The organism is Amphritea sp. 1_MG-2023 (genome assembly GCF_030547545.1).
Classification (GTDB): Bacteria; Pseudomonadota; Gammaproteobacteria; order Pseudomonadales; family Balneatricaceae; genus Amphritea.
In genome coordinates, this window is record NZ_JAUOQE010000042.1 from 1 (window position 1) to 21,626 (window position 21,626).

Below are 21,626 nucleotides of genomic sequence, written 5' to 3' on the forward strand. Positions count from 1 at the left end.
GAGGACTGGCTAAAAACGATAACAAGTTGGCGATGCTGTTTGCCTTAGCCAATGTGTTTAGGGTTGACCAGATGATACGGGCGGCAAGGGGTTAATCCGTTTAAAATCCACTAAACAAGGCTAAATTCGCTTGTTTAGTGGTGAAAAGCATCAAAACAAGTAGCATCCTGTGCTTTTTTATTCGAAAGAGAGAGGTTGAGTGTTTTGCGACTTCTTAATCGTAGTTTCCCTAAGCACTTCCGAAACCTCAGGAGAAGTGCGTTTGTATGTTGAAAGGATGCAGTGGCTTAACAGCAGAGCAGGGGGTTTGGCTTTCGTTGAGACGTTAATTTGTTATTACCAGTCCAGAAGCTTGATGTGGCACCTTTACCTTCATAGCAGCATCATCGATAATCAGGGTTATTACACCTTACTAGTCAATCTGTTTATTATCGATTGATTAGAATTGTGGCTAGCTTTTATAGGATGTGAAGATGGATATGGATATGGATATGAGTGGTATTGATGGCTCTGTGATAGAGTCTTCTTTAGAGTTAGCAGAGAAAACCAATTCAAGAATTTCCTCTATCCAAAAGCGTCTCTCTCAAGACCATGTATTCTATAAACAATTAAAAAATCACGCTGAAATGCTTGAAGATTGCCGCTTCTATCTCCAGTCAAAAGAACATCCAATCGCTTTTATTGGTGCTATTGGTATTGGGAAAACCTCTGCAATCTGCAAAATACTTGATCTTTATACTGGCCAAAAGCCGATTTTGAGTACTGGTTCTGGTCGAACAACTATCTGTGAAGTAGATATACGTCATGGAGATGCCACTTCAATAAAAGTTCATCCGCACTCTGAAACGGAGATCGATTTATATCTATATGAGTTAGCGGGTGCTATTGCAGTTAAAGCTCAGGGGCTGACAGATGAAAAAGATACAAATGCTTATCAGTTAAATATGGAGATTGAACGGGCTTTGCGCAATATGACAGCCCTTACAAAGAGCAGGCCTAAAGATCCTAAAACTGGTAAGAAGACAACGTTCGATCCCGCAATTGAATTATTTAATGTGATGGGTGGTCATGCTGAACTATTCAAAGAACTCAAGGCTCGGCTGGATTATTTAAAACGGGAAAGTACCCACTTTGAACCGCCAAGTGATGAAGACCCTAATATTTGGCTGCAGAGTTGCTTCGAATCGCTAAACTTAGGGAAGATTAAATCAGCCCCTCTTCCTAAAAGGATTGAAATAACCACTAACCGACAATTACTTCATAGCCCCACATTCGAAGCATTTATTAAGGACACTAAAGGCATAGATCAAACCTCAAACCGACAGGATTTGGACGGCTGTTTACATGATGAGCGAACCGTTTCTATCCTATGTAGTGGCTTCAATGACGCTCCAGCTGATGCGATTCATAAGCTTTTAAAATCGGCAAAAGAATCAGGCTTAGATTCTCGTTTAGTTGATGAGTCAATATTACTTATTTTAGACAGAAATGATGAAGCACTCAGAGTCACTGCTGATCATGAACCTGTGGAAGATATTGAAGAAGGTCGCGAAGTAAAACGGGATGAGATTGTTACATCACTTAGCCGTTCTCTGAGTTTGGGAGCCCTTGCAATACAGTTCTTTAATAGCGAAGACGATTCACCTTCTGAGCTGCAAGCGGTTATTCAGTCTAAAGTGTCTGCGCTTCGTCATCAGCGTTTGCATAAAATTGAAGAAATTGATGAGGCAGTTAATTCAATTGATAGTCAAGTAGCAAGTTTAGATGAAGAACAAGCGATTTCAGAGGTTAGAAAAAGTCTTAAATCGTGGTTTGAAGAAAACTCGTTACCTCCCGCTCTATCCACAAGTGGCTATATGGAGCTTGTTGGCACCATCAAGAGTGATGCACACCCCACAAGTGTTAATGCGAGCGTTCGCAGAAAGGGGTGTTGGGAAAACCTAGACTACTACCAAGAGCTTGGTAACGCCTGTAGGCGTAAGGCTTCTAGTCAGTTCGGCACAAGAGCTGCAAAGCTGGAGTCGCTTCTTGATATGCTCCTGAAGCGTGAAAGTCTTATGCATGTCCGTCACACGGTTCGTCAATTATCTAATACGCTTGATAAGCGACTTGGGAACATTCTAAATACGGCTTATCAGCTGAGCATCGAGCTATACAGAGCAAAACTTAAAACTGAGTTAAATTACTGGGATCAAGCCGCGAAACGGTGGGGGCAAGGTGGTGGGTATAGAAGCCGCGTGGCCGATGATACAAAAGCAATGTTTTCTTCTACTCTTGCTCGAAAAATAGAATCGGAAGTAAACCAGGAACTTGAAAAACTTTGGAGTGATACTGTTATCGAGCTTAAAGAGCTGATCGCATACACAGATGCTGAAGTAGACCAATTACCATCAATCAAGCCAAAAGAGGTTGTTAGTAACAGTAAAAAGATAGAGCCGTTGTCACAAAGGGGCTACACTTGCCCGCTATGCGAATGTAAGCTAGAGCTTGATGATCTTAGTCAACACATTAAAAACGAACATAAAGACCAGATCGATAGCATGACAACCTGTAAAGTCTGCACTACTCCGCTCAAATTAAGAAATACCATCAAACATCTAAAAAATGTTCATGAATCTTCAACCCCTTCTTCAAGCGAAAAACATCCGAAAAAGAATAAAAAAGCAACCAATCCTAAGGTGAAAATAAGAGTTACTACAGAGGATACACCCGAGGAGACCCAGGCCAAGATCCATGATTATATCAAGAGACATCCAAGGTAAAGTCGGCTCAAATTAAGAGCCAGTTTGGTTTTGTTAAAGCACGTTATCGTGGTTTGATGAAAAACAATGGGAAATTATCAGTGTTATTCACGCTAGCTTCATTGACGAGCTATAAATGAAGCATAAGTGAGAGCTTCCCCCAACACACAGGGAGTTTTGTTGAGGGGAAGTTGTATCATTTGTAGCCATATCATGCGTTGCTTCATGCTAACTTATTGGAACATTGGTGTCCTATTTCTGTAGGAACCCCGCTAGGCTACACAACCTTCAAGTCTTAATCCATCCAATACTGTCCTGAAACCAGCATAATTGCTGGTTTTTGTGTTTCTACTGTGTCCAAGGTAGTCCAACTTGATGGCTCCACATCCGGGGTAATAAGGGGTTATTGCACTCCAAATGGTAATGACAAGTTAACGCGGGTATATTCCAGTTGCGGTGTGATACTAATGTGTGTAAATATATGAACTATGGTTAAGGTAACCTATTGAATTTTAACGTAGTTTACAAGATTGGGGAGCCCCCGCTAGGCTCCACCAAAATCCTATTTAATCTCATGTGAGATTGTCCTAGAAGCCCGCATATTGCGGGCTTTTTCGTTTATACTGTGTCCAGAGTAGTCCCATAGAGTGCCCCCACATCCGGGGTATTTAGGGGGCATTTTCTCAAAATTACTCAATGCTCATGAAAAATGCTCCCACTAGCGATAGATTAAAAGCTAGTTGGTTTTCCCTAGTACAATGGCTGACTTATATTTGGAGCACTACCTAGAATTTGTTTTAAAATAGTCAATCCTAGTTCAAGGGATTTGCGCGTTTCAGGCGTTGTTAAAGCCACTCGAATAGCCGTGGGCTCTTTCACTCGACTGTGAATGAAATGGTTAGAATCAATACAGTTAATGTTTTCTGCTTTAAGTGCAGAAATAAAATCCGTAACACACCATCGCTCAGGTAGAGACAACCAGATAAAAGGCTTGGGAAGTAAGTCATCAAGAAGGTGACCTTCAAGAATAGTATTCGCTATATCCCATCGCGCATGTATCTCTTTTTTCTGCCAAGCGGTTAATTCATACAAAATGCCGGTTTTAATCCAATGCTTTGCCACTTCCGCCTGCAGCGAAGAGCCGGCTTGAGATAGCGCATGTTTAGCGATTTCCAAGTCTGGTACAAATTTAGGCACGGCTCTCAAGTAGCCGATACGTAGGCTGGGTGAAACATATTTGGAAAGGCTGGTAATATAAAACGTTCGCTCTGGTGCAAGACTTACTATTGGCGGTGGCAACTCGCCCGCCAGCGCCCAGAACGGATTATCTTCAATGATGTAAAAGTCGCAACGTTCGGCGATAGCGGCTATTGCTTGCCGACGTTCAAGCGGCATAGTAATGCCTGTAGGATTTTGAAGGTTTGGTACTAAAAACAACAATTTAGATTGAGTTTTTTTTGCCACGGCTTCTAAACTTTCTGGAATAATACCCTGCTCATCCATCGCAATGGGAGCAACGATTCTGTTACGTATATTGCTGGCGGTTTTCACGCCAAGGTAACCAACCTCTTCAGCCATAATGGTATCACTCGGTTTACTCAATATACTAAAGATAAGATGGATAGCTTCCTGAGCGCCATCGGTCACTATAATTTCAGATAAGGGGGCTTCATAACCGCTGTCTTTGACAAAAGAGGCTCCCGCTCGTCGATGACTCTCATAACCTAATTCAGGAGCATAGCCGGTTAAAGGTTTGCGCATTAAGTCATCACCTAGTTTAGATAATGTATCTTTAAATGCTTTTTTTCTAAGCCCAGTATCCGTTAATGTCGAAGGTAATAAGAGCCCGAAATCAATATTACGTATTTTTTTCTCACCGATCACTAAGCGGTCGCCCTGCTGTTCTTCAGATTTCACCCAAGTTCCATCGCCAATTCGGGCATAAACTAAGCCCCAATCAGATAGCAACTTATAAGACTTAGCGACCGTGCCAACAGTAACGCCTACGCGCCAAGACATTTCACGATGCGCTAACAGTTTAGTCTCAGGCTTGAGTTCACCACTTAAAATAGCATCTCGTATTGCTTCGGCAAGCGCTCGATAGCGATGGCCTTCATAGCTACTAATATCAGGAGTCCAGCGGGTCATTAATCAGTCCAATGTTATATTGCCACGGTGTCAATATATTAATTGACCCCCTTCGGGGTGTCAATGTATGGTTTATTTCAGACTTTGTAATCTTACTAAAGTCGAATGCCTCCTTTAAATATTGTGGATGCAGTACACAAAACTAGTTTTTCGGAGATGGGATGATGCACATAAAAAGTAAAATTAAGAGCACGTTGATTAGTATGGCTGTCGCCAGTTCATTTTTGGCGATAGGGAATGTACAAGCGGCAGGTGAACGCTTCATTACCATTGGTACTGGTGGCGTTACCGGCGTGTACTACCCGACTGGCGGTGCTATTTGCCGTTTAGTAAACAAAGGCCGTAAAGATCATAATATCCGTTGTTCAGTGGAATCCACTGGTGGATCCGTATACAACATAAATACTATTCGGGCGGGTGAGCTCGACTTTGGTGTTGTTCAATCGGATGTACAAGCCGCCGCCATTAATGGTGAACGTAATTTTAAGGATAAACCGTTTACCGAACTGAGAGCTCTGTTCTCAACCAATCCTGAACCGATTCATTTGATGACGCGTCGTGATGCCGACATTAATGACTTTTTAGATGCCAAAGGTAAACGAGTCAATATTGGTAACCCAGGTTCTGGGCAACGTGCGATGGCTGAAGTCGCTATGGATGAGCTAGGCTGGAGTAAAAGCGATTTTTCTCTGGCAGGTGAATTAAAGTCTTCGGAGCAAGCAGCAGCACTTTGTGATGGAAAAGTGCAAGCTGTTTTCTGGGCGGCAGGAGTACCTAACGGTGCATCCCAAGAAGCAACCAGTACATGTGATGTGAAAATCATTCCTATGACCGGTAAATGGGTTGACGCTATTGTTGAACGTTATCCTGCTTATGCTAAATCTGTTATTCCTGGTGGTACCTATCCAGGCAACTCTGATGATATTCCAACCTACGGGACACGAGGTACATTTGTCACCTCAGCAAGCACCCCTGACGAGGTGGTTTATAACCTAGTTAAGGCTGTTTTTGATAATTTAGACGCATTTAAAAAACTCCATCCTGCGTTTAAAACATTACAAGCGGAACAAATGGTTAAAGACTCCTTATCTGCCCCGTTACATCCTGGTGCTATCAAGTATTACAAAGAAAAAGGATTGATCTAGCCCTTTCGGTGGGCTCTGTTCTTGACACAGCCTACCGACTCTAATTGATAGCTTAAAGTATCTTTTGCCTACTTACTCCCAGAGTGTAGGCCTAAACTTCCGTTCAGATAATAAAAATACGGGTAATAATATGTCGAGATCTAAGTTAACAGCCGATGAGGCTGCAGAGTCTATTGAGGGCATAGACGACCTAATTGCAGAGGCCGATACCGGTGCCCGAAACCCGTCTAATAATATCGTTTCATCACTAATATGGTGGATTCTACTTAGCTGGGCGCTATTTCAGCTCTGGATTGCCTCACCACTGCCTTACGAGGTAGGTATTGGTGTTATGAACGATACACAAACTCGCGCTATTCACTTAGCATTTGCTGTTTTTCTGGCCTATACAGCATTTCCAGCATTTAAACGTAGCCCTCGGCATTACATTCCTTTTGCCGACGGGTGTTTAGCATTACTCGCGACGGCCTGTGCAGCCTATATTTGGATTTTTTACGAGTCGCTATCTACTCGACCGGGTATGCCAGAAACGATTGATATTATCATCGCTGGTGTAGGGATGGTTGTCCTGCTTGAAGCAGCACGGCGTTCATTGGGTGCTCCACTCGTGTTCGTGGCTTTATTCTTTCTGTCCTATGTTTTTTTTGGTTCGTCAGAACTATTACCGGATGTTGTGCGTTGGAAAGGCGCATCTTTTGAGAAAGCGATGTCGCATATGTGGCTCAGTACAGAAGGGGTCTTTGGCGTTGCTCTTGGTGTATCTTCCGGTTTCGTTTTTCTGTTCGTGTTATTTGGTTCGTTATTAAATCAGGCCGGAGCGGGCAACTATTTCATTCAAATTGCCTTTTCCCTGCTAGGTCATATGCGAGGAGGGCCTGCTAAAGCAGCAGTAATCTCCTCAGCAATGACTGGCCTAATCTCAGGATCATCTCTCGCTAATGTGGTCACTACTGGTACATTTACAATACCTCTCATGCGCCGAGTGGGGTTTTCGCCAGAAAAAGCTGGCGCAATTGAAGCCTCCTCATCAGTGAATGGGGTGCTTACTCCTCCTGTTATGGGGGCCGTTGCATTTTTGATGACCGAATATGTCGGCATTAGTTATGTCGAAGTAGTGAAACACGCCATCGTACCCGCATTAATTTCCTATATTGCACTCGTTTATATCGTGCATTTGGAAGCAATGAAGAACGATATGCAGGGCTTGCCGCGTAATACGCCAATTGCTCCTTGGAAAGTCAGACTTATCCGTTCGGGTATTATCCTGTCTAGTTTCATGATCCTTTGTAGTCTTATCTACTATGCCGTCTTATTTGTTAAGATGATGTTAGGCGACCTCGCCCCAGTACCGTTAACGCTCTTGGTGATTGCCGGTTATGTTGGTCTGCTGAAATTAGCCGCCAAGTCACCAGACCCAGAATTGGGTGAAGATACCTTCAAAAAGCTCCCCGCTTTCGCTGATATCTATAAGTCAGGTATTCACTACATCATCCCGATGGTGGTCTTAGTATGGTTCCTGATGGTTGAACGTAAATCGCCAGGCTTTTCTGCTTTTTATGCCACCTTATTGATGGCGTTTATCCTCTTTACTCAAAAGCCGCTTAAAGCCATGTTTCGAGGAAGTGGTAATATTCGTCAGCAGATTGGCGTTGGTTTTAAAGACCTATGTGAGGGGATGATTAGCGGCTCGCGCAATATGATTGGTATCGCGATTGCAACAGCAACCGCCGGTGTCATTGTCGGCACCGTGACTTTGACCGGCGTGGGTCAGGTGATGGCCGAATTTGTTGAGTTATTGTCGGGTGGCAACTTATTCATGATGCTCTTTTTGGTGGCGGTGATCTCCATCATTCTCGGTATGGGCCTGCCATCAACGGCCAATTATATTGTGGTCTCATCACTGATGGCTGGTGTTGTCGTCGAACTGGCCGCTCAGGGAGGCCTTATCCTGCCGTTGATTGCCGTGCATATGTTTGTCTTTTATTACGGCATTATCGGTGATGTCACTCCGCCTGTGGGCTTGGGCTCATACGCTGCGGCCGCGATCTCGGGAGGAGACCCACTCAAAACAGGCTTCATGGCTTGCTTTTACTCCATGCGAACGGCGGCTTTACCGTTTCTGTTTGTTTTCAACACGGAACTTCTATTAATCGATGTGTCTGTGCCCGGTGCAATCATGATCTTTGTGATTGGTTTAACCGCAATGCTGCTGTTTGCTGCCGGCACGATGGGTTTCTTTATCGTGCGCAGTAAGCGTTGGGAATCAGCAACGCTCTTGTTGATCTCCTTCACACTGTTCCGTCCCGGTTTTTTCCTGGATATGGTCGATGCACCTTACGAAAAAATCGCTGCAACGCAGATCTATGAGATTGCAGCGCAAGCCCCTGCCGATGCTCAAATTCGTGTACGAATGGCGGGAGAGACCATCGATGGTAATCAGGTGGAATCAACCTTTTTGCTGCCTTTAGGCAACAAAAACACGGATGGAGAGCTGCGGCTAGATCAGTCTGCGGGCATTGCTTTCCGTATAGAAGATGGCCACCTCTATACCGATAACCTCATCTTCGGAGGCGTTGCGCAAACCAGCGGTATCGATTTCGACTGGGAAGTGCTGTCGATAGAACAACCCAAACAGCGTATACCAAAAGAGGTGTTCTATATTCCCGCCTTTCTGTTGCTCGGTTTCATAGTGCTTATTCAAAGACGACGTAGATTGCCCATTATGGTGCAGAGAGGGGATCAATATGTTTAACGATATTCTGGTTGCTATCGATATTAATCATGCAGATCAGCAACGCATTGTGTTGAATACGGCGAAAGAACTTGCCGTTGCGCATAAAGCGCGTTTGCATGTGGTCTCTATCGTACCCGACATCAGTTCATTAGTCGGTGTCAACTTTAGCGAGAAAGACCGCACACGGACATTGAAGAAAGTGGATCGTTTACTGCATGAGTATGTCGCCGATATTGTCGGAGGTGCCTGTCCAATACAACATATCGTTGATACGGGGAAGGTGTACGAGGAGATTCTTTTACTCGCCAAAAAGCTACCGATTAATCTTATTGTCATGGGCGCACATAAGCCCTCCATTAGTGATTACCTGCTAGGCACCAATGCAGCAAGAGTCACTCGTTATGCCAATTGCTCGGTCTTTATTGTCCGCCCAGATGAGGTGGTTGATGAATAGTTAATCCTATCTGATAGCACATGTAATTTTTTTAATGATTTTTTGCTCGGTGATCTGTATTCGATCGCTATAAAGGCCTTTTTGTCCTTAAAAACACCGAGCTGGGAGAAATATGATGAAGTTTGAAACCATTATCTATCGTAAAACAGATCAATACGCAGAGATCCGCTTTAACCGCCCACATCGTCTTAACGCCGTGATAGAAACGTTTTATCACGAAATGCTAAAGGCATTAGCCGATGCAGAACAAGACCCTGATGTGAGAGCCGTCCTGTTAACCGGTGAAGGACGTGCGTTCTGCGTTGGCGCTGATATGAAAGAGCATGGTAGCGGCGACCGAACCCTTAATCAGCGACGTGAGTATTTGAACCTAGGTAATGATGTTTGTGAAAAAATATTTCGCTTACAGATACCCGTTGTTGCCGCTATCAATGGCTATGCCTTAGGAGCAGGGGCTGAAATGGCCTGCTGCTGCGATTTTGTATTGATGGCTGAAAGCGCCAAAATTGGTTTCCCCGAAATTAGTATTGGCACCTGTGTGGGGGGTGGAGTCACGCAGTTCCTCCCTCGACTGGTCGGATTAGCCAAGGCTAGAGAGTTAATTTTTACCGGTATCAAAATAGATGGTACAGAAGCCGCTCGAATCGGTATGGCGACTCGTGCGGTGAGCGATGATGCGTTACAAAGCGAAGCCGAGAAATTTATCAGCCTGCTCGCCATTAAAGCGCCAATTTCGATGTCAATGGCAAAACGCTTGCTGAATAACGCTTCTTATCAAAGCTTGGAAGATCAAATAAAACTTGAAATTGACAGTGTATTTATCTGTTCAACGACCGCTGATTGGCAAGAAGGGGTTAATGCTTTTGCCGAAAAACGTTCACCTCAGTTTAACGGCTGTTGAGCCCGCTTCACTGAATGTCTAAATATTTAACAGGTGTCATATGACAACGTCACAAAAAACAGACCTACAATTCTTAGCACCGAAATCTATCGCCATTATCGGGGCATCCAATAAGCCAGAAAAACGAGGCTATCAAGCGATTACTCAGTTGCAAGCGGACGGTTTTAATCAACATAAAATATATCCGATTAACCCCAAGGCCCCCGATATCTTGGGTATTAAGGCTTATCCATCGGTCATGGATGTTCCAGACCCTATCGATATCGCATTAGTCTGCACACCCGCACACTCGCTGCCATCCGTCATTGCCGATTGTGGTCGCAAAGGTATTAAAGGCGCGGTCATTCTCGCGGCAGGTATGTCCGAGATGGGCGAAGAAGGTCTTATTCTCGAACAAAACATGTTGGCCGCCGCTAAAGAATGGAATGTTCGTTTAGTTGGACCTAATACCAACGGTGTATTTAACCTACACTGTGACCTCAATATGGTAGGTGTCTCTGATGCTGAAAAAGGCGAGATCGGCATTCTGTCTCAATCCGGTAACGTGATGTTAGCCTTTGTTGCCGAGGCTAAGCGGAAAGGGGGCGTCGGTTTCAGCACTTACGTTGGCGTGGGTAATCAGTCTGATATTCGCTTAAGCGAATATCTGGAATACTTTGGCGATGATAACGATACTGCAGTGCCGGCGGTTTATATCGAAGGTTTTAAGGAGGGAGATGGTCGCCGCTTCTTAGACGTAGCTCGGGACGTGGTACAGAAAAAACCGGTGGTCGTTTATAAATCGGGTCGTACTGTCGCAGGCCAAGTGTCCGCCAGTTCTCATACCGGTTCATTAGCGGGTAGTTATCAACTCACTCGCGATGTCTTACGTCAGGCGGGTGTTACTGTCGTTAGTGAATCGGATAAAGTGCTTTCGGTTGCCGAAACCCTTGGCAAACTGCCGTTACCTAAAGGCAATCGTGTCGCTATTCTGTGCGACAGTGGTGGACATGGCACCATCACCACCGATGCCTTGATCGAAGCAGGCTTGCAGTTAGCGCCACTATCAGCGGCTACGATTGCCAAATTGAAAGCCTGCCTTCCCCCCGCTGCGGCTTTGAATAACCCCATTGATGTGGCTGGTGCAACTGATGAAGATACCGGCGCCTTCGCTGATTGTACGGAGATTTTATTACAAGATAGTAATGTAGATGTCCTGATGATAGTCGGCATGGTTGGTGCTTATAGCGTGCGTTTCTCTGCCACGTTGTTAGATAATGAGATGGAAACCTCACGGCGGATTATCGAACTCACTGATAAATACGCCAAGCCTGTCATCGTTCAAAGCGTATACTATCCCCTAAAACCTAAGCCTTTGTTGTTACTGCGTGATCACGGCATACCCGTTTTTATCTGGGCTGAAGCCGCGATCCGTTCAGGTAAAGAACTCGTGGATTACGCGCAAGCACGTCGTCGGTTGGCTGAGGCTGCGCCTTATCCTAGCAACACACCGTTAGCCGCTGGCAGCGCCATTTTCGATACAGCCTATGCTCAAGGTCGTACGGCGTTGTTCGAATCAGAAGCCAAACAACTGTTACGCAGCTACGGCCTAGCAATTCCTGAAGAGGTTGTCGTTCGCTGTGAAGCCGATCTCGATAATCTACCCGTGCAGATTGCCGATGACTCTTTGGCCATGAAGGTCGTTTCCAAAGATATTTTGCATAAAACCGATGCCGGTGGCGTCAAGCTTAATGTCAATGGCGCGCAACAACGACTCAGCGCTTATCGAGAGATCATCGCTAATAGTCAACAATATAAAGCAGATGCAGATATAGAAGGCGTGTTATTAGCACCGATGCTCAAACCCGGTGTTGAGGTCATTTTAGGGGTCACTCAAGACCCAACCTTTGGTCCCGTGATGATGTTTGGGCTAGGCGGTGTATTCGTTGAAGTCTTGAAAGATGTGGTATTCCGTTCGATTCCGCTGGCTGAAGCCGATGCCAGAGAGATGATCGAACAGATCCGCGCCGTGGAGATTCTCAACGGCGTACGTGGTGCTAAGCCAATCGATAGAGAGGCCTTGGTTTCGTTGATATTGAAATTGTCTGACTTGGTATGGAAACACCCTGAAATTGCCGAACTGGATCTTAACCCAGTGATTGCGAATGATACTGGTTGTGCAATTGCCGATGCGCGTATTATTTTGGCGGAGAAATAAACAATGAATAGGCCAACCCTTATCGATGCGACGCTCGCGGTAGAAGATCGCATTGCATTGCTGACACTGAATCGTCACGACCTTCGTAACGCGTTAACCGGCTCTAACCTAATCGACGATATCATTACAACGGCTGATTGGGTTAACAGAGATACCGATGTATCAGTGCTGGTTATAACCGGTGCCGGTTCGGCGTTCAGTGCCGGCGGTAATATCCGTGATATGGCAGAGCGCGGTGGCGATTTTGCCGGCGATGTCGCTGAGTGTGAGGAGCGCTACCGCAGGGGTATACAGCGGATACCTCTTGCTTTGCAGAATGTTGAAGTGCCGATTATTGCGGCGGTTAACGGTCCGGCTATTGGTGCCGGTTTCGACTTGGCAAATATGGCTGATATCCGTATTGCTTCAGAGAAAGCTAAGTTTGGTGAAACCTTCCTAAACTTGGGCATCATTCCAGGTGATGGTGGAGCCTGGCTGATGCAGCGCCTGATCGGATACCAGCGAGCGTTTGAACTGACGCTGACCGGTCGGGTAATCGACGCGGCTGAAGCACAACAGTTAGGTATTGTGATGGAGGTTACCTCTGCCGAAGAGTTGTTACCAGCCACGATCAAGTTAGCGCGACGCATCGCCGACCAGCCGCCCAAAGGGACTCGACTGACCAAGCGTCTAATGAAAATGGCACAGCGGATGGAATTGAAAGACTTTCTTGATCTGTGTGCCGTATTTCAGGGCATGTGCCATAACGAGCCAGAACATCTGAGTGCTGTAAATCGTATGCTGGAGGCCATGGAAAGAAGGTAAACGCAATCCTGTCATTGTTTTTATTTAGGGCGCTTCTGTGCCGCCGCGATTTTATTGCCCTGAGTTCTCTTCTCCAGATCGTGGCTTTTCTCGCATGCATCGCGCCAAGCGTGGCATGCAGCTTTTTTCTTCAATTCTCTTCAAAAGAGGGTAGCTAAATACTATGAATATTGAACAGGTCGGAATAGTCGGTGCTGGCCAGATGGGTGCAGGTATAGCCCAAGTGTGCGCTGCGGCAGATTTACAGGTCATCTTGTTTGACTTGAATCACGAGGCTCTGGAACGGGGTATAACCGCAATTAGTTCAAGCCTTAAACGACTGGTTAGCAAAGATAAACTTAGCCAGGCTGAATTGGAGGCGACTCTGAAGAAAGTTAGTCTCTCTACTGATTTATCCGACCTTAGTCAGGCGGATATTGTCATTGAGGCGGCCAGTGAAAATGAACAGATTAAACAGAACATTTTCCGTCAGCTTGATGAGGTGTGCAAGCCAACTGCAATCCTGGCAACCAATACCTCCTCTATATCGATCACTCGACTGGCTGCTGTAACAAGCCGTCCGGGACAGGTTATCGGGATGCACTTTATGAACCCGGTACCGATGATGACGTTAGTTGAGGTGATCCGTGCTCTGCAAACTGATGATGAAATATTCCGTGCGGTCAGCAAGCTAGCAAAACAGGTTGGGAAAACGCCGGTGGATGTAAAAGACGCCCCGGGTTTTGTTGCCAACCGGATCCTGCTGCCAATGATCAATGAAGGTGTTTTCTGCCTGCACGAAGGACTCGCCTCAGCAGAAGAGATCGATATCGTCATGAAACTGGGCATGAGCCATCCGATGGGCCCATTGGCGCTGGCAGACCTGATTGGACTGGATACCTGCCTAAGCATCATGGAAGTACTGTACAACAGCTTTAAAGATCCTAAATACCGTCCTTGCCCACTACTGGTACAGATGGTGGATGCAGGTTATCTGGGGCGCAAGTCTGGCCGTGGTTTCTACCATTACGAGTGAGAGATAGTGATGAATTTTAGAAATATTCAGCTTGAATCACGAGATTCAGGTATTTTTTGTCTGACAATTAATCGCCCGAAAGTATTGAACGCTCTGAATAATGAGGTTCTGGAAGAGATGGGTCTTGCTCTGGATCTGTTGGCTGAAAGCAATGAGGCCCGAGTATTGTTAATTACCGGAGCCGGTGACAAAGCTTTTGTGGCCGGTGCTGATATTGAGCATATGAGTCGCCTTTCACCGATGGAAGGAAAAGCCTTTGCTGAATATGGCATGGCTATTTTCCGTCGTCTGGAAAACCTGAACATTCCAGTGATAGCACTGGTTAACGGATTTGCTCTGGGGGGAGGCTGTGAGTTGGCGATGAGCTGCGATTTTATTTTGGCAGCGGATAATGCCAAATTTGGCCAACCAGAAGTCAACTTAGGTATCACACCGGGCTTCGGTGGCAGTCAGCGACTGACTCGGTTGGTTGGCCGGCCAATGGCACTGGAACTACTATTTAGTGGTCGTATGATGGCTGCAGAAGAAGCCCTGCAGCAGGGGTTAGTTAATCATATTTATCCTCAACAGGCACTGATGGAAGAAGGATTAAAGTTAGCAGCTAATATAGCCAGTAAAAGCGGTACCGCTCAGCAATTGAGCAAACAATTGGTACAACGAGGTCAGGATCTTGATCTAGATAATGCCTGCATTATGGAAAGCGATCTGTTTGGCTTGAGCTTCTCTACCGATGACCGCAAAGAAGGAATGTCTGCCTTTCTTGAAAAAAGAGCGCCGTCATTCGTTTAGCTTTATCGAAATATCCGCCCTTCGGGGCTTTCAGAGAAGCAGGATCTCAGCGTTAACATTTTTCGACGTACAACCAGTATGCCTGTAACTGTTGTCTTGATCTCCAGCTTCTTTGTAAGCCAGAGGCGTAATTGACTTATTCGCACCTTCCTTAGCTGACGTGCGACTTCATTTAACTCTGATTGTGAATGAACAGGCACGTCAGGGTTGAAAGGCTATGAGTAAATCGTATGAATTGTGACCGAGGGTATGGGGAGGTGATTGAAAACCTAGGTATTATTCTCGGGTGTTTCTTTAAAAGGCGCACCTTGCTTGGCCCTTTCTTTTTATAAATAGTGCAATTAGCCAGTCCGCCTCGATAACCTGAATCCGCCGAGATAAAGGTTTCCTCGCCATGCAGCAGATTTCCTTTTTCTGTGATGTCGTGTACGTTGGCGGCAAGAAAAGTCCGGGGCTCGCTGTGAACATGATGGCGTCGACACTGACGCGCTGAATGAACAAATGCTTCAGCTTATTAATGCTAAGTCTTATCATTGAATGAGCGTAAAAGCGCAAATTTTACTAGTCGAACAGATGTAAAGCGTGTTGTTTTCAATGTGTTTGTTGCACCCAACCAGCAGCTCTGTGAGCTGCGCCCATCATTTTAATGGCTGTTGCAAAAGCGCTACTCAAAAATCACAAAAAACCTGATTTTTCCGCTCCCGCTTGACTCTTTTCATCAGCCCTCTCATTCAGGGTTAGGATGGTGACATGCATCAAGGCGTGTAATAACCTCCTAAACGACGAAGGTTCTCTTCAAATTGATTAATATTATGGACTATCTCACTTCCCCCCAGTGAAACGCAGACCGATAGTAATGCTTCAATAAGGGCTATGACGGGCACGAGTGTACCGAAGAAATGGGGTGTTTCATTGTTCAGGGTGAATACGATCTCGGCTTCGGCGGCGAGGGGAGATCGTAGGCTATCGGTGACGGCAATGATTTTTGCGCCGGCTTCTCGCACGATCTTGAGCGCATTGACCGTGTCGATGGCATAGGGTTCTGAACCAAACACGATGACGACATCTTGCGCGTTAATCTCGGCTAGTTCAGTTAATAATGTGCCCTGATAACCGCGGATGAGTTTGATATGCGGGAAAGCGATTTGGCCAACATAGGCAAAGTGGTGGGCGCAAGCAAAGGTATCTCTAAAACCTATCGCGAAGACTTTACGGGCATTAACAATCATGGGGGCCGCGAGTTCTAATTTAGTTAAAGTATCTTCCTGAAAACAGTGCTCTAGATTGTTAAAGGTGGTGGTGGAAAATTCGGATAACACATTGTTTTCAGTGTTATTGCTGGCGAGGTTTTGTAACGATTCCGCGCGTTGGCTGAATGAGGAGGGCGCTTTAGTGTGTATCGCTTCTTGGAACAACTGCCGGAAACTGTCATAACGCTCAAAGCCTAACGTTTTCGCTAGTCGTGTCATGGTTGAGGGAGTGACGGATGCGGTTTCTGCACTCTTACGGATTGATAGCAGCGCGACTTCTACCGGGTGCTCTAGGATAAAATCAGCCGCTTTTTTCAGTTGCGTGGTCAGTGTTGGGTAAAGCGAAGCGAGTTGTTTTAATACTCGGTCGGCATCACTTATGTGCTGTGGTTGGCTGGTTTCTATTGTCATCGTTTTGCGTTGGTCTCTGGATTAATCGCGTTTATTTATGCCTGTCATTTTAACGACATAACACAGATAAAACACTTAAATGTTTTTTTGATACGTTTGTATTGACATGATACAAATGTATCCTATTATGTAAATTATAAATACATATGTATTATTGTGAGTATTGTAACAATCACAATAATAAATTAGACAGGTACTACTGATGACTACACCCCGCTATGAAACTTTGATCTACAGGAAGCAACAGAATTACGCAGAGATTCGTTTCAATCGACCGCATCGTCTGAATGCGGTTGTCGAACAGTTTTACAAAGAACTGCTCAGTGCCTTGGCTCAAGCTGAAGCCGATGGTGATGTGCGGGCGATTTTATTGACTGGTGAAGGGCGTGCTTTCTGTGTTGGCGCCGATATGAAAGAGCATGGGGCGGGTGAGCGTAGCCAGTATCAACGCCGTGAATATCTGCAATTAGGTAATGATGTCTGCGAAGCAATTTTTCGTGCCACCAAACCGGTGGTGGCCGCCATCAATGGTTATGCCTTAGGCGCGGGTGCCGAAATGGCATGCGCTTGTGATTTTGTCATCATGGCTGAAAGTGCAAAAATTGGTTTTCCGGAAGTCAGTATTGGTACCTGTGTCGGTGGGGGTGTGACTCAGTTCTTAACCCGGCTGGTGGGGCTAGCGAAAGCTCGCGAACTTATTTTTCTTGGCACGAAGATCGATGGCAATGAAGCGCTGGCGATTGGTCTGGTGACTCGCTCAGTGCCAGCGGATGATTTACAGCAACAAGCTGAAGCCTTTATCGCAGAGCTGGCGATGAAAGCGCCGATCTCAATGCGGTTTGTTAAAAAGCTATTAAACAATGCTTCGCATACCGATTTAGATGCCCAATTGCAGCAGGAGCTGGATGGGGTATTTACCTGTACAACGACTAAAGATTGGCAAGAAGGCGTCGATGCTTTTGCTGAAAAACGTTCACCAGCCTTTAAAGGCCATTGATATGAAAAGTTCACTACATGATTTTCTCGCGCCTGACTCAATCGCGATTGTTGGCGCATCAGCAGACCCAACCAAGCGGGGTTATAAGGCGATGGTTGGCCTGCTGAATGCTGGTTATCAGGGCACTATTTATCCGATCAACCCGAAAGCCGATGAGATCATGGGCATTAAAGCTTATGCATCGCTTACTGAGCTACCCGCTGCAGCGGATATGGCGTTGATCTGTACTCCAGCGAAAACACTGCCCGCTTTGTTAAAACAGTGCGGCGAAAACGGTGTTAAAGGTGCCATCATTCTCGCCAGTGGTTTTGGTGAGGTTGATCAAGCCGGTGCGGCGCTTGAACAACAGGTTCTTGAGGCTGCCCAACAAGCAGGGGTGCGTATTGTCGGCCCCAACACATCGGGTATTTTCAACCTGCATAAGAAAGTTAATTTGCTGGCGTTGGATAATGTTAAACCCGGCGATATTGGCATTATCTCTCAATCGGGCAATATGTTGTTGTCGCTGGCACTTGAAGCTCAGCATAACGGCCATATTGGATTCAGTACCTATGCGGGGCCTGGTAATCAAACCGATGTCGACTTTGCGGATTATCTTCAGTATTTGGGTGAAGAAGAAAACACCCGAGTGGCTACCTTTTATGTTGAAGGCTTTAAAAATGGCCGTGCCTTTTTAGATGTCGCGCGCCAAACATCGAAACAAAAGCCCGTGGTTGTGTATAAATCGGGTAGTACGGAGGCCGGTCAAAAAGCCGCGAGCTCTCATACCGGCGCTCTGGCGGGTAGCTATCAGATGACGGTCGATCTGTTGCGTCAGGTCGGCGTTAATGTTGTTGAAAATTCAGATGAGATTTTACCGGTTGCCGAAGGTTTAGGTCTGCTGCAGCAAGCGGCGGGTAAACGGGTTGCGGTGCTGGCCGATGGCGGTGGTCAGGCGACCATTGCGTCCGATCGGATTTCAGAAGCGGGGCTTGAACTGGCTGAACTCAGCGAGACAACACGCAATGCATTGGCCAGTATTCTATTTCCTCAGGCATCCCTAGCGAATCCTATTGATGTAGCAGGGAGTACGGATGCACATCCGGCGTTGTTAGCGGATTGCATGGAGATTCTCGCCGCCGATCACCATGTTGATATGGTCTTTTTGGTGGGTATGTTTGGCGGTTACGGTATCCGTTTCGCTGAAGAGCTGAAACCAGAAGAGTTGGCTTGTGCGGATGCCATTATCGAGCTATCAAAACGCACGCACAAACCTTTAATTATCGATAGTCTCTACGCGCATATTAAACCGGAGCCCTTGCAACGGCTGCGTGAAGCGGGCTTGCCGGTCTATGCTTCGATAGAACATGCGGTAAAAATTATGGCGGCGCTGGGTGAGCGGGGGGCTTATATTGAAAGTAGTCAGCAGGCAGACAATAACGCGCCATTAGTGATTAATGAAGACTGTATAGCCAGCTTTAGGCAAGCCCGTGCCGAAGGGCGTGATCTGTTTGAGTTTGAGGCGAAGTCTTTGCTGCGTCGTTACGGCGTCGATGTGCCTTTGGAATTGATTGTTCGCAGTGAGGCTGAATTGGCGAACGTGATCAGTGAGTTTGGTAATACGCCACTGGCGATGAAAGTGGTCTCCAAAGATATTTTACATAAGTCCGATGCTGGCGGCGTTAAATTGAATATCGTGGGTGAAGCGGCACTTAAAGCCGCCCGTGATGAGATTTTGGTCTCCTGTCAGCAGTATAAAGCGGATGCCGAGATAGAAGGTGTGCTGGTGACACCGATGGCTCGCAAAGGCACTGAAGTGATTATTGGTATGAGTCAAGATCCGATTTTTGGTCCGGTGTTGATGTTTGGTCTAGGCGGTATTTTTGTCGAAATTCTGAAGGATGTGACGTTCCGAGCGATCCCCCTGAGCCGTCATGATGCCCGTTCCATGATCGATCAGATCAAGGCCCGTAAGATTCTCGAAGGTGCCCGTGGAGAAGCGGCTGTTGATAAAGAAGCCTTGGTTGATTTGTTAATGAAAGTGTCTGCCATTGTCGATGCTCATCCCGAAATTGCTGAGCTCGATCTTAATCCCGTTATTGCTTATGACGATGGCTATGCGGTGGTCGATGCCCGCGTCATTGTTAATCAGGAGGTACACTCATGAGCCCGACAATTACGAATAACTTGCCACCGCTAACCGATGCGCTGATAACGTTAGACAATCGTGTCGCGACCTTAACCCTCAATCGTCATGATCTACGTAATGCGCTCACGGGGTCGCACTTGATCGAAGATATTATCGCGGTTGCCGAGTGGGTTAATCATTGTGATGACGTTTCAGTGCTGGTGATAACGGGGGCTGGATCAGCCTTTAGTGCGGGGGGGAATATCCGCGACATGGCCGAGCGCGGTGGTGATTTTGCGGGGGATGTCGCTGAATGCGCTGACCGCTATCGTAAGGGAATACAGCGTATTCCTTTGGCGTTGCAAGCGGTTGAAGTGCCCATTATTGCTGCCGTGAACGGCGCGGCCATCGGTGCCGGTTTCGATCTGGCGAATATGGCGGATGTTCGGTTTGCCTCCGAGCACGCCAAATTCGGTGAAACCTTCCTTAATCTTGGGATTATTCCCGGCGATGGGGGGGCTTGGCTAATGCAACGTTTGATCGGTTATCAGCGTGCGTTCGAACTGACGCTATCGGGTCGGGTTATCGATGCGGCTGAGGCCAAAGAGCTAGGGATTGTAATGGAGGTGGTATCTGCCGAGGAGTTGATGCCCACTGCGATGAAGCTGGCTACTCGTATTGCGAGTCAACCGCCTAAGGCGACCCGCCTGACTAAGCGGTTAATGAAGATGGCGCAGCGAATGGAGTTAAAAGATTTTCTCGATGTCTGTGCGGTATTTCAGGGTATGTGCCACAATGAACCAGAGCATTTGGATGCAGTGAATAAAATGTTGGCATCAATGGCGAAAAAATAACGGCAAGGGTTTACCTTGCTTAATTAAAAGTAGAAAGTAAGTTAGAACGTAACCGGTTGCACCGGCTTGAGATAACAATAAGGATGTAAATAATGAAATTAAAGAAACTATTGACTAATACCGTAGTTGCCGCCGGCATTGCGATGGGTATTCAAAGTGGAGCCGCCTTTGCAGCTCCAGCATCCTATGTGACGATTGGTACAGGCGGCCAAACGGGTGTCTATTACGTAGTCGGGCAGTCTATCTGTCGTTTGGTTAACCGCGGTAATAAAGATCATGGTATTAAGTGTACTGCACCGTCTACGGGTGGTTCAGTGGCTAACCTGAATGCCATTCGGGCAGGAAACCAAGATATGGGTGTGGCCCAGTCTGACTGGCAGTATCACGCTTATAACGGCACTAGTAAATTTGCCGATCAGGGCGCTAACAAAGAGCTCCGTGCGGTATTTTCTGTTCACCCTGAACCGTTCACCGTGATTGCTCGAGCTGATGCCGGCATTAAGAGTTTTGACGATCTGAAGGGTAAACGGGTTAATATCGGTAACCCTGGTTCTGGCCAGCGTGGCACCATGGAAGTCGTCATGGAGCGTAAAGGTTGGGTTAAAGACGATTTCAAACTGGCTTCCGAACTGAAAGCGTCTGAGCAATCCCAGGCACTGTGTGATAACAAAGTTGATGCCATTATCTACACCGTGGGCCATCCCAACGGTTCGATCAAAGAAGCAACAACATCATGTGATGCGGTATTGGTTCCGGTAACTGGCCCAGAGATCACTAAGTTGATCGATGAAAATGCATTCTACGCTGAAGCGATTGTTCCAGGTGGTATGTATAACGGTAATGATGCCGATACGACGACCTTTGGTGTGGGGGCGACTTTCGTCTCTTCGACTAAGGCTGATCCTGAAGTGATCTATCAAGTTGTTAAGGCTGTGTTTGATAACTTTGACCGCTTCAAGCGTTTACACCCTGCCTTTGCCAATCTTGATCCTGCGAAGATGATCAAAAATAGTTTGTCTGCTCCGTTGCATGAAGGCGCGATACGTTACTATAAAGAACGTGGCTGGATGTAATAATAC

At 46.4% G+C, this 21,626-nt stretch carries 15 protein-coding genes; 13 read left to right on the plus strand and 2 right to left on the minus strand.

Annotation, left to right across the window (positions count from 1 at the left end):
* Positions 1–473: 473 nt before the first annotated feature.
* Entirely contained in the window at positions 474–2,762 is a 2,289-nt protein-coding gene (locus tag Q4488_RS16895; protein WP_303581662.1) for a hypothetical protein, read from the plus strand.
* A 729-nt stretch (positions 2,763–3,491) separates the two neighbouring features.
* On the opposite strand, the gene Q4488_RS16905 is transcribed toward Q4488_RS16895, so the two are convergent.
* On the minus strand, positions 3,492–4,889 hold the full coding sequence (locus tag Q4488_RS16905; RefSeq protein WP_303581663.1) for a PLP-dependent aminotransferase family protein: 1,398 nt from the start codon (positions 4,887–4,889) through the stop codon (positions 3,492–3,494).
* Positions 4,890–5,050: 161 nt separating this feature from the next.
* Between Q4488_RS16905 and Q4488_RS16910 the strand changes: the two genes are divergently transcribed.
* The 8 genes from Q4488_RS16910 (at position 5,051) to Q4488_RS16945 (ending at position 14,928) form a co-directional block, all read left to right on the plus strand.
* Entirely contained in the window at positions 5,051–6,034 is a 984-nt protein-coding gene (locus Q4488_RS16910; protein ID WP_303581664.1) for a TAXI family TRAP transporter solute-binding subunit, read from the plus strand.
* A 130-nt stretch (positions 6,035–6,164) separates the two neighbouring features.
* The gene (locus Q4488_RS16915) at positions 6,165–8,786 is read left to right on the plus strand and encodes a TRAP transporter permease (protein WP_303581665.1); all 2,622 of its coding nucleotides are present in this window, start codon (positions 6,165–6,167) and stop codon (positions 8,784–8,786) included.
* The gene (locus Q4488_RS16920; protein WP_303581666.1) at positions 8,779–9,222 is read left to right on the plus strand and encodes a universal stress protein; all 444 of its coding nucleotides are present in this window, start codon (positions 8,779–8,781) and stop codon (positions 9,220–9,222) included. Before Q4488_RS16915 ends, Q4488_RS16920 begins: the two co-directional genes overlap by 8 nt.
* 112 nt (positions 9,223–9,334) lie before the next feature.
* Entirely contained in the window at positions 9,335–10,123 is a 789-nt protein-coding gene (locus tag Q4488_RS16925) for an enoyl-CoA hydratase/isomerase family protein (protein ID WP_303581667.1), read from the plus strand.
* Positions 10,124–10,163: 40 nt separating this feature from the next.
* On the plus strand, positions 10,164–12,320 hold the full coding sequence (locus tag Q4488_RS16930; protein ID WP_303581668.1) for an acetate--CoA ligase family protein: 2,157 nt from the start codon (positions 10,164–10,166) through the stop codon (positions 12,318–12,320).
* 3 nt (positions 12,321–12,323) lie between these two features.
* The gene (locus tag Q4488_RS16935) at positions 12,324–13,124 is read left to right on the plus strand and encodes an enoyl-CoA hydratase-related protein (RefSeq protein ID WP_303581669.1); all 801 of its coding nucleotides are present in this window, start codon (positions 12,324–12,326) and stop codon (positions 13,122–13,124) included.
* A 163-nt stretch (positions 13,125–13,287) separates the two neighbouring features.
* Positions 13,288–14,139, plus strand: a complete 852-nt coding sequence (locus Q4488_RS16940) for a 3-hydroxybutyryl-CoA dehydrogenase (RefSeq protein ID WP_303581670.1) — start codon at positions 13,288–13,290, stop codon at positions 14,137–14,139.
* Positions 14,140–14,148: 9 nt separating this feature from the next.
* Positions 14,149–14,928: an enoyl-CoA hydratase-related protein gene (locus tag Q4488_RS16945; RefSeq protein ID WP_303581671.1), complete on the plus strand. Its 780-nt coding sequence runs from the start codon at positions 14,149–14,151 to the stop codon at positions 14,926–14,928.
* Positions 14,929–15,683: 755 nt separating this feature from the next.
* Here the strand turns inward: Q4488_RS16945 and Q4488_RS16950 are convergent.
* Positions 15,684–16,589, minus strand: a complete 906-nt coding sequence (locus Q4488_RS16950) for a MurR/RpiR family transcriptional regulator (protein ID WP_303581672.1) — start codon at positions 16,587–16,589, stop codon at positions 15,684–15,686.
* Between the two features lie 202 nt (positions 16,590–16,791).
* Between Q4488_RS16950 and Q4488_RS16955 the strand changes: the two genes are divergently transcribed.
* The 4 genes from Q4488_RS16955 to Q4488_RS16970 all read left to right on the plus strand — a co-directional run bounded on the left by Q4488_RS16955 (position 16,792) and on the right by Q4488_RS16970 (position 21,620).
* Positions 16,792–17,586, plus strand: coding sequence for an enoyl-CoA hydratase/isomerase family protein (locus Q4488_RS16955; RefSeq protein WP_303581673.1), 795 nt, complete (start codon positions 16,792–16,794; stop codon positions 17,584–17,586).
* Position 17,587: 1 nt separating this feature from the next.
* Entirely contained in the window at positions 17,588–19,732 is a 2,145-nt protein-coding gene (locus Q4488_RS16960; protein WP_303581674.1) for an acetate--CoA ligase family protein, read from the plus strand.
* Positions 19,729–20,547 (plus strand): enoyl-CoA hydratase-related protein, encoded by an 819-nt coding sequence (locus Q4488_RS16965; RefSeq protein ID WP_303581675.1) that lies wholly within the window; start codon positions 19,729–19,731, stop codon positions 20,545–20,547. The genes Q4488_RS16960 and Q4488_RS16965 overlap by 4 nt, the downstream gene beginning before the upstream one ends.
* 92 nt (positions 20,548–20,639) lie before the next feature.
* Positions 20,640–21,620, plus strand: coding sequence for a TAXI family TRAP transporter solute-binding subunit (locus Q4488_RS16970; RefSeq protein WP_303581676.1), 981 nt, complete (start codon positions 20,640–20,642; stop codon positions 21,618–21,620).
* Positions 21,621–21,626 lie beyond the last annotated feature (6 nt).

Excerpts from the sequence above, each read along its gene's own strand:
- Q4488_RS16895 (WP_303581662.1), top strand. The coding sequence starts at position 474 with ATGGATATGGATATGGATATGAGTGGTATTGATGGCTCTGTGATAGAG.
- Q4488_RS16905 (WP_303581663.1), bottom strand. The coding sequence starts at position 4,889 with ATGACCCGCTGGACTCCTGATATTAGTAGCTATGAAGGCCATCGCTAT.
- Q4488_RS16910 (WP_303581664.1), top strand. The coding sequence starts at position 5,051 with ATGATGCACATAAAAAGTAAAATTAAGAGCACGTTGATTAGTATGGCT.
- Q4488_RS16915 (WP_303581665.1), top strand. The coding sequence starts at position 6,165 with ATGTCGAGATCTAAGTTAACAGCCGATGAGGCTGCAGAGTCTATTGAG.
- Q4488_RS16920 (WP_303581666.1), top strand. The coding sequence starts at position 8,779 with ATGTTTAACGATATTCTGGTTGCTATCGATATTAATCATGCAGATCAG.
- Q4488_RS16925 (WP_303581667.1), top strand. The coding sequence starts at position 9,335 with ATGATGAAGTTTGAAACCATTATCTATCGTAAAACAGATCAATACGCA.
- Q4488_RS16930 (WP_303581668.1), top strand. The coding sequence starts at position 10,164 with ATGACAACGTCACAAAAAACAGACCTACAATTCTTAGCACCGAAATCT.
- Q4488_RS16935 (WP_303581669.1), top strand. The coding sequence starts at position 12,324 with ATGAATAGGCCAACCCTTATCGATGCGACGCTCGCGGTAGAAGATCGC.
- Q4488_RS16940 (WP_303581670.1), top strand. The coding sequence starts at position 13,288 with ATGAATATTGAACAGGTCGGAATAGTCGGTGCTGGCCAGATGGGTGCA.
- Q4488_RS16945 (WP_303581671.1), top strand. The coding sequence starts at position 14,149 with ATGAATTTTAGAAATATTCAGCTTGAATCACGAGATTCAGGTATTTTT.
- Q4488_RS16950 (WP_303581672.1), bottom strand. The coding sequence starts at position 16,589 with ATGACAATAGAAACCAGCCAACCACAGCACATAAGTGATGCCGACCGA.
- Q4488_RS16955 (WP_303581673.1), top strand. The coding sequence starts at position 16,792 with ATGACTACACCCCGCTATGAAACTTTGATCTACAGGAAGCAACAGAAT.
- Q4488_RS16960 (WP_303581674.1), top strand. The coding sequence starts at position 17,588 with ATGAAAAGTTCACTACATGATTTTCTCGCGCCTGACTCAATCGCGATT.
- Q4488_RS16965 (WP_303581675.1), top strand. The coding sequence starts at position 19,729 with ATGAGCCCGACAATTACGAATAACTTGCCACCGCTAACCGATGCGCTG.
- Q4488_RS16970 (WP_303581676.1), top strand. The coding sequence starts at position 20,640 with ATGAAATTAAAGAAACTATTGACTAATACCGTAGTTGCCGCCGGCATT.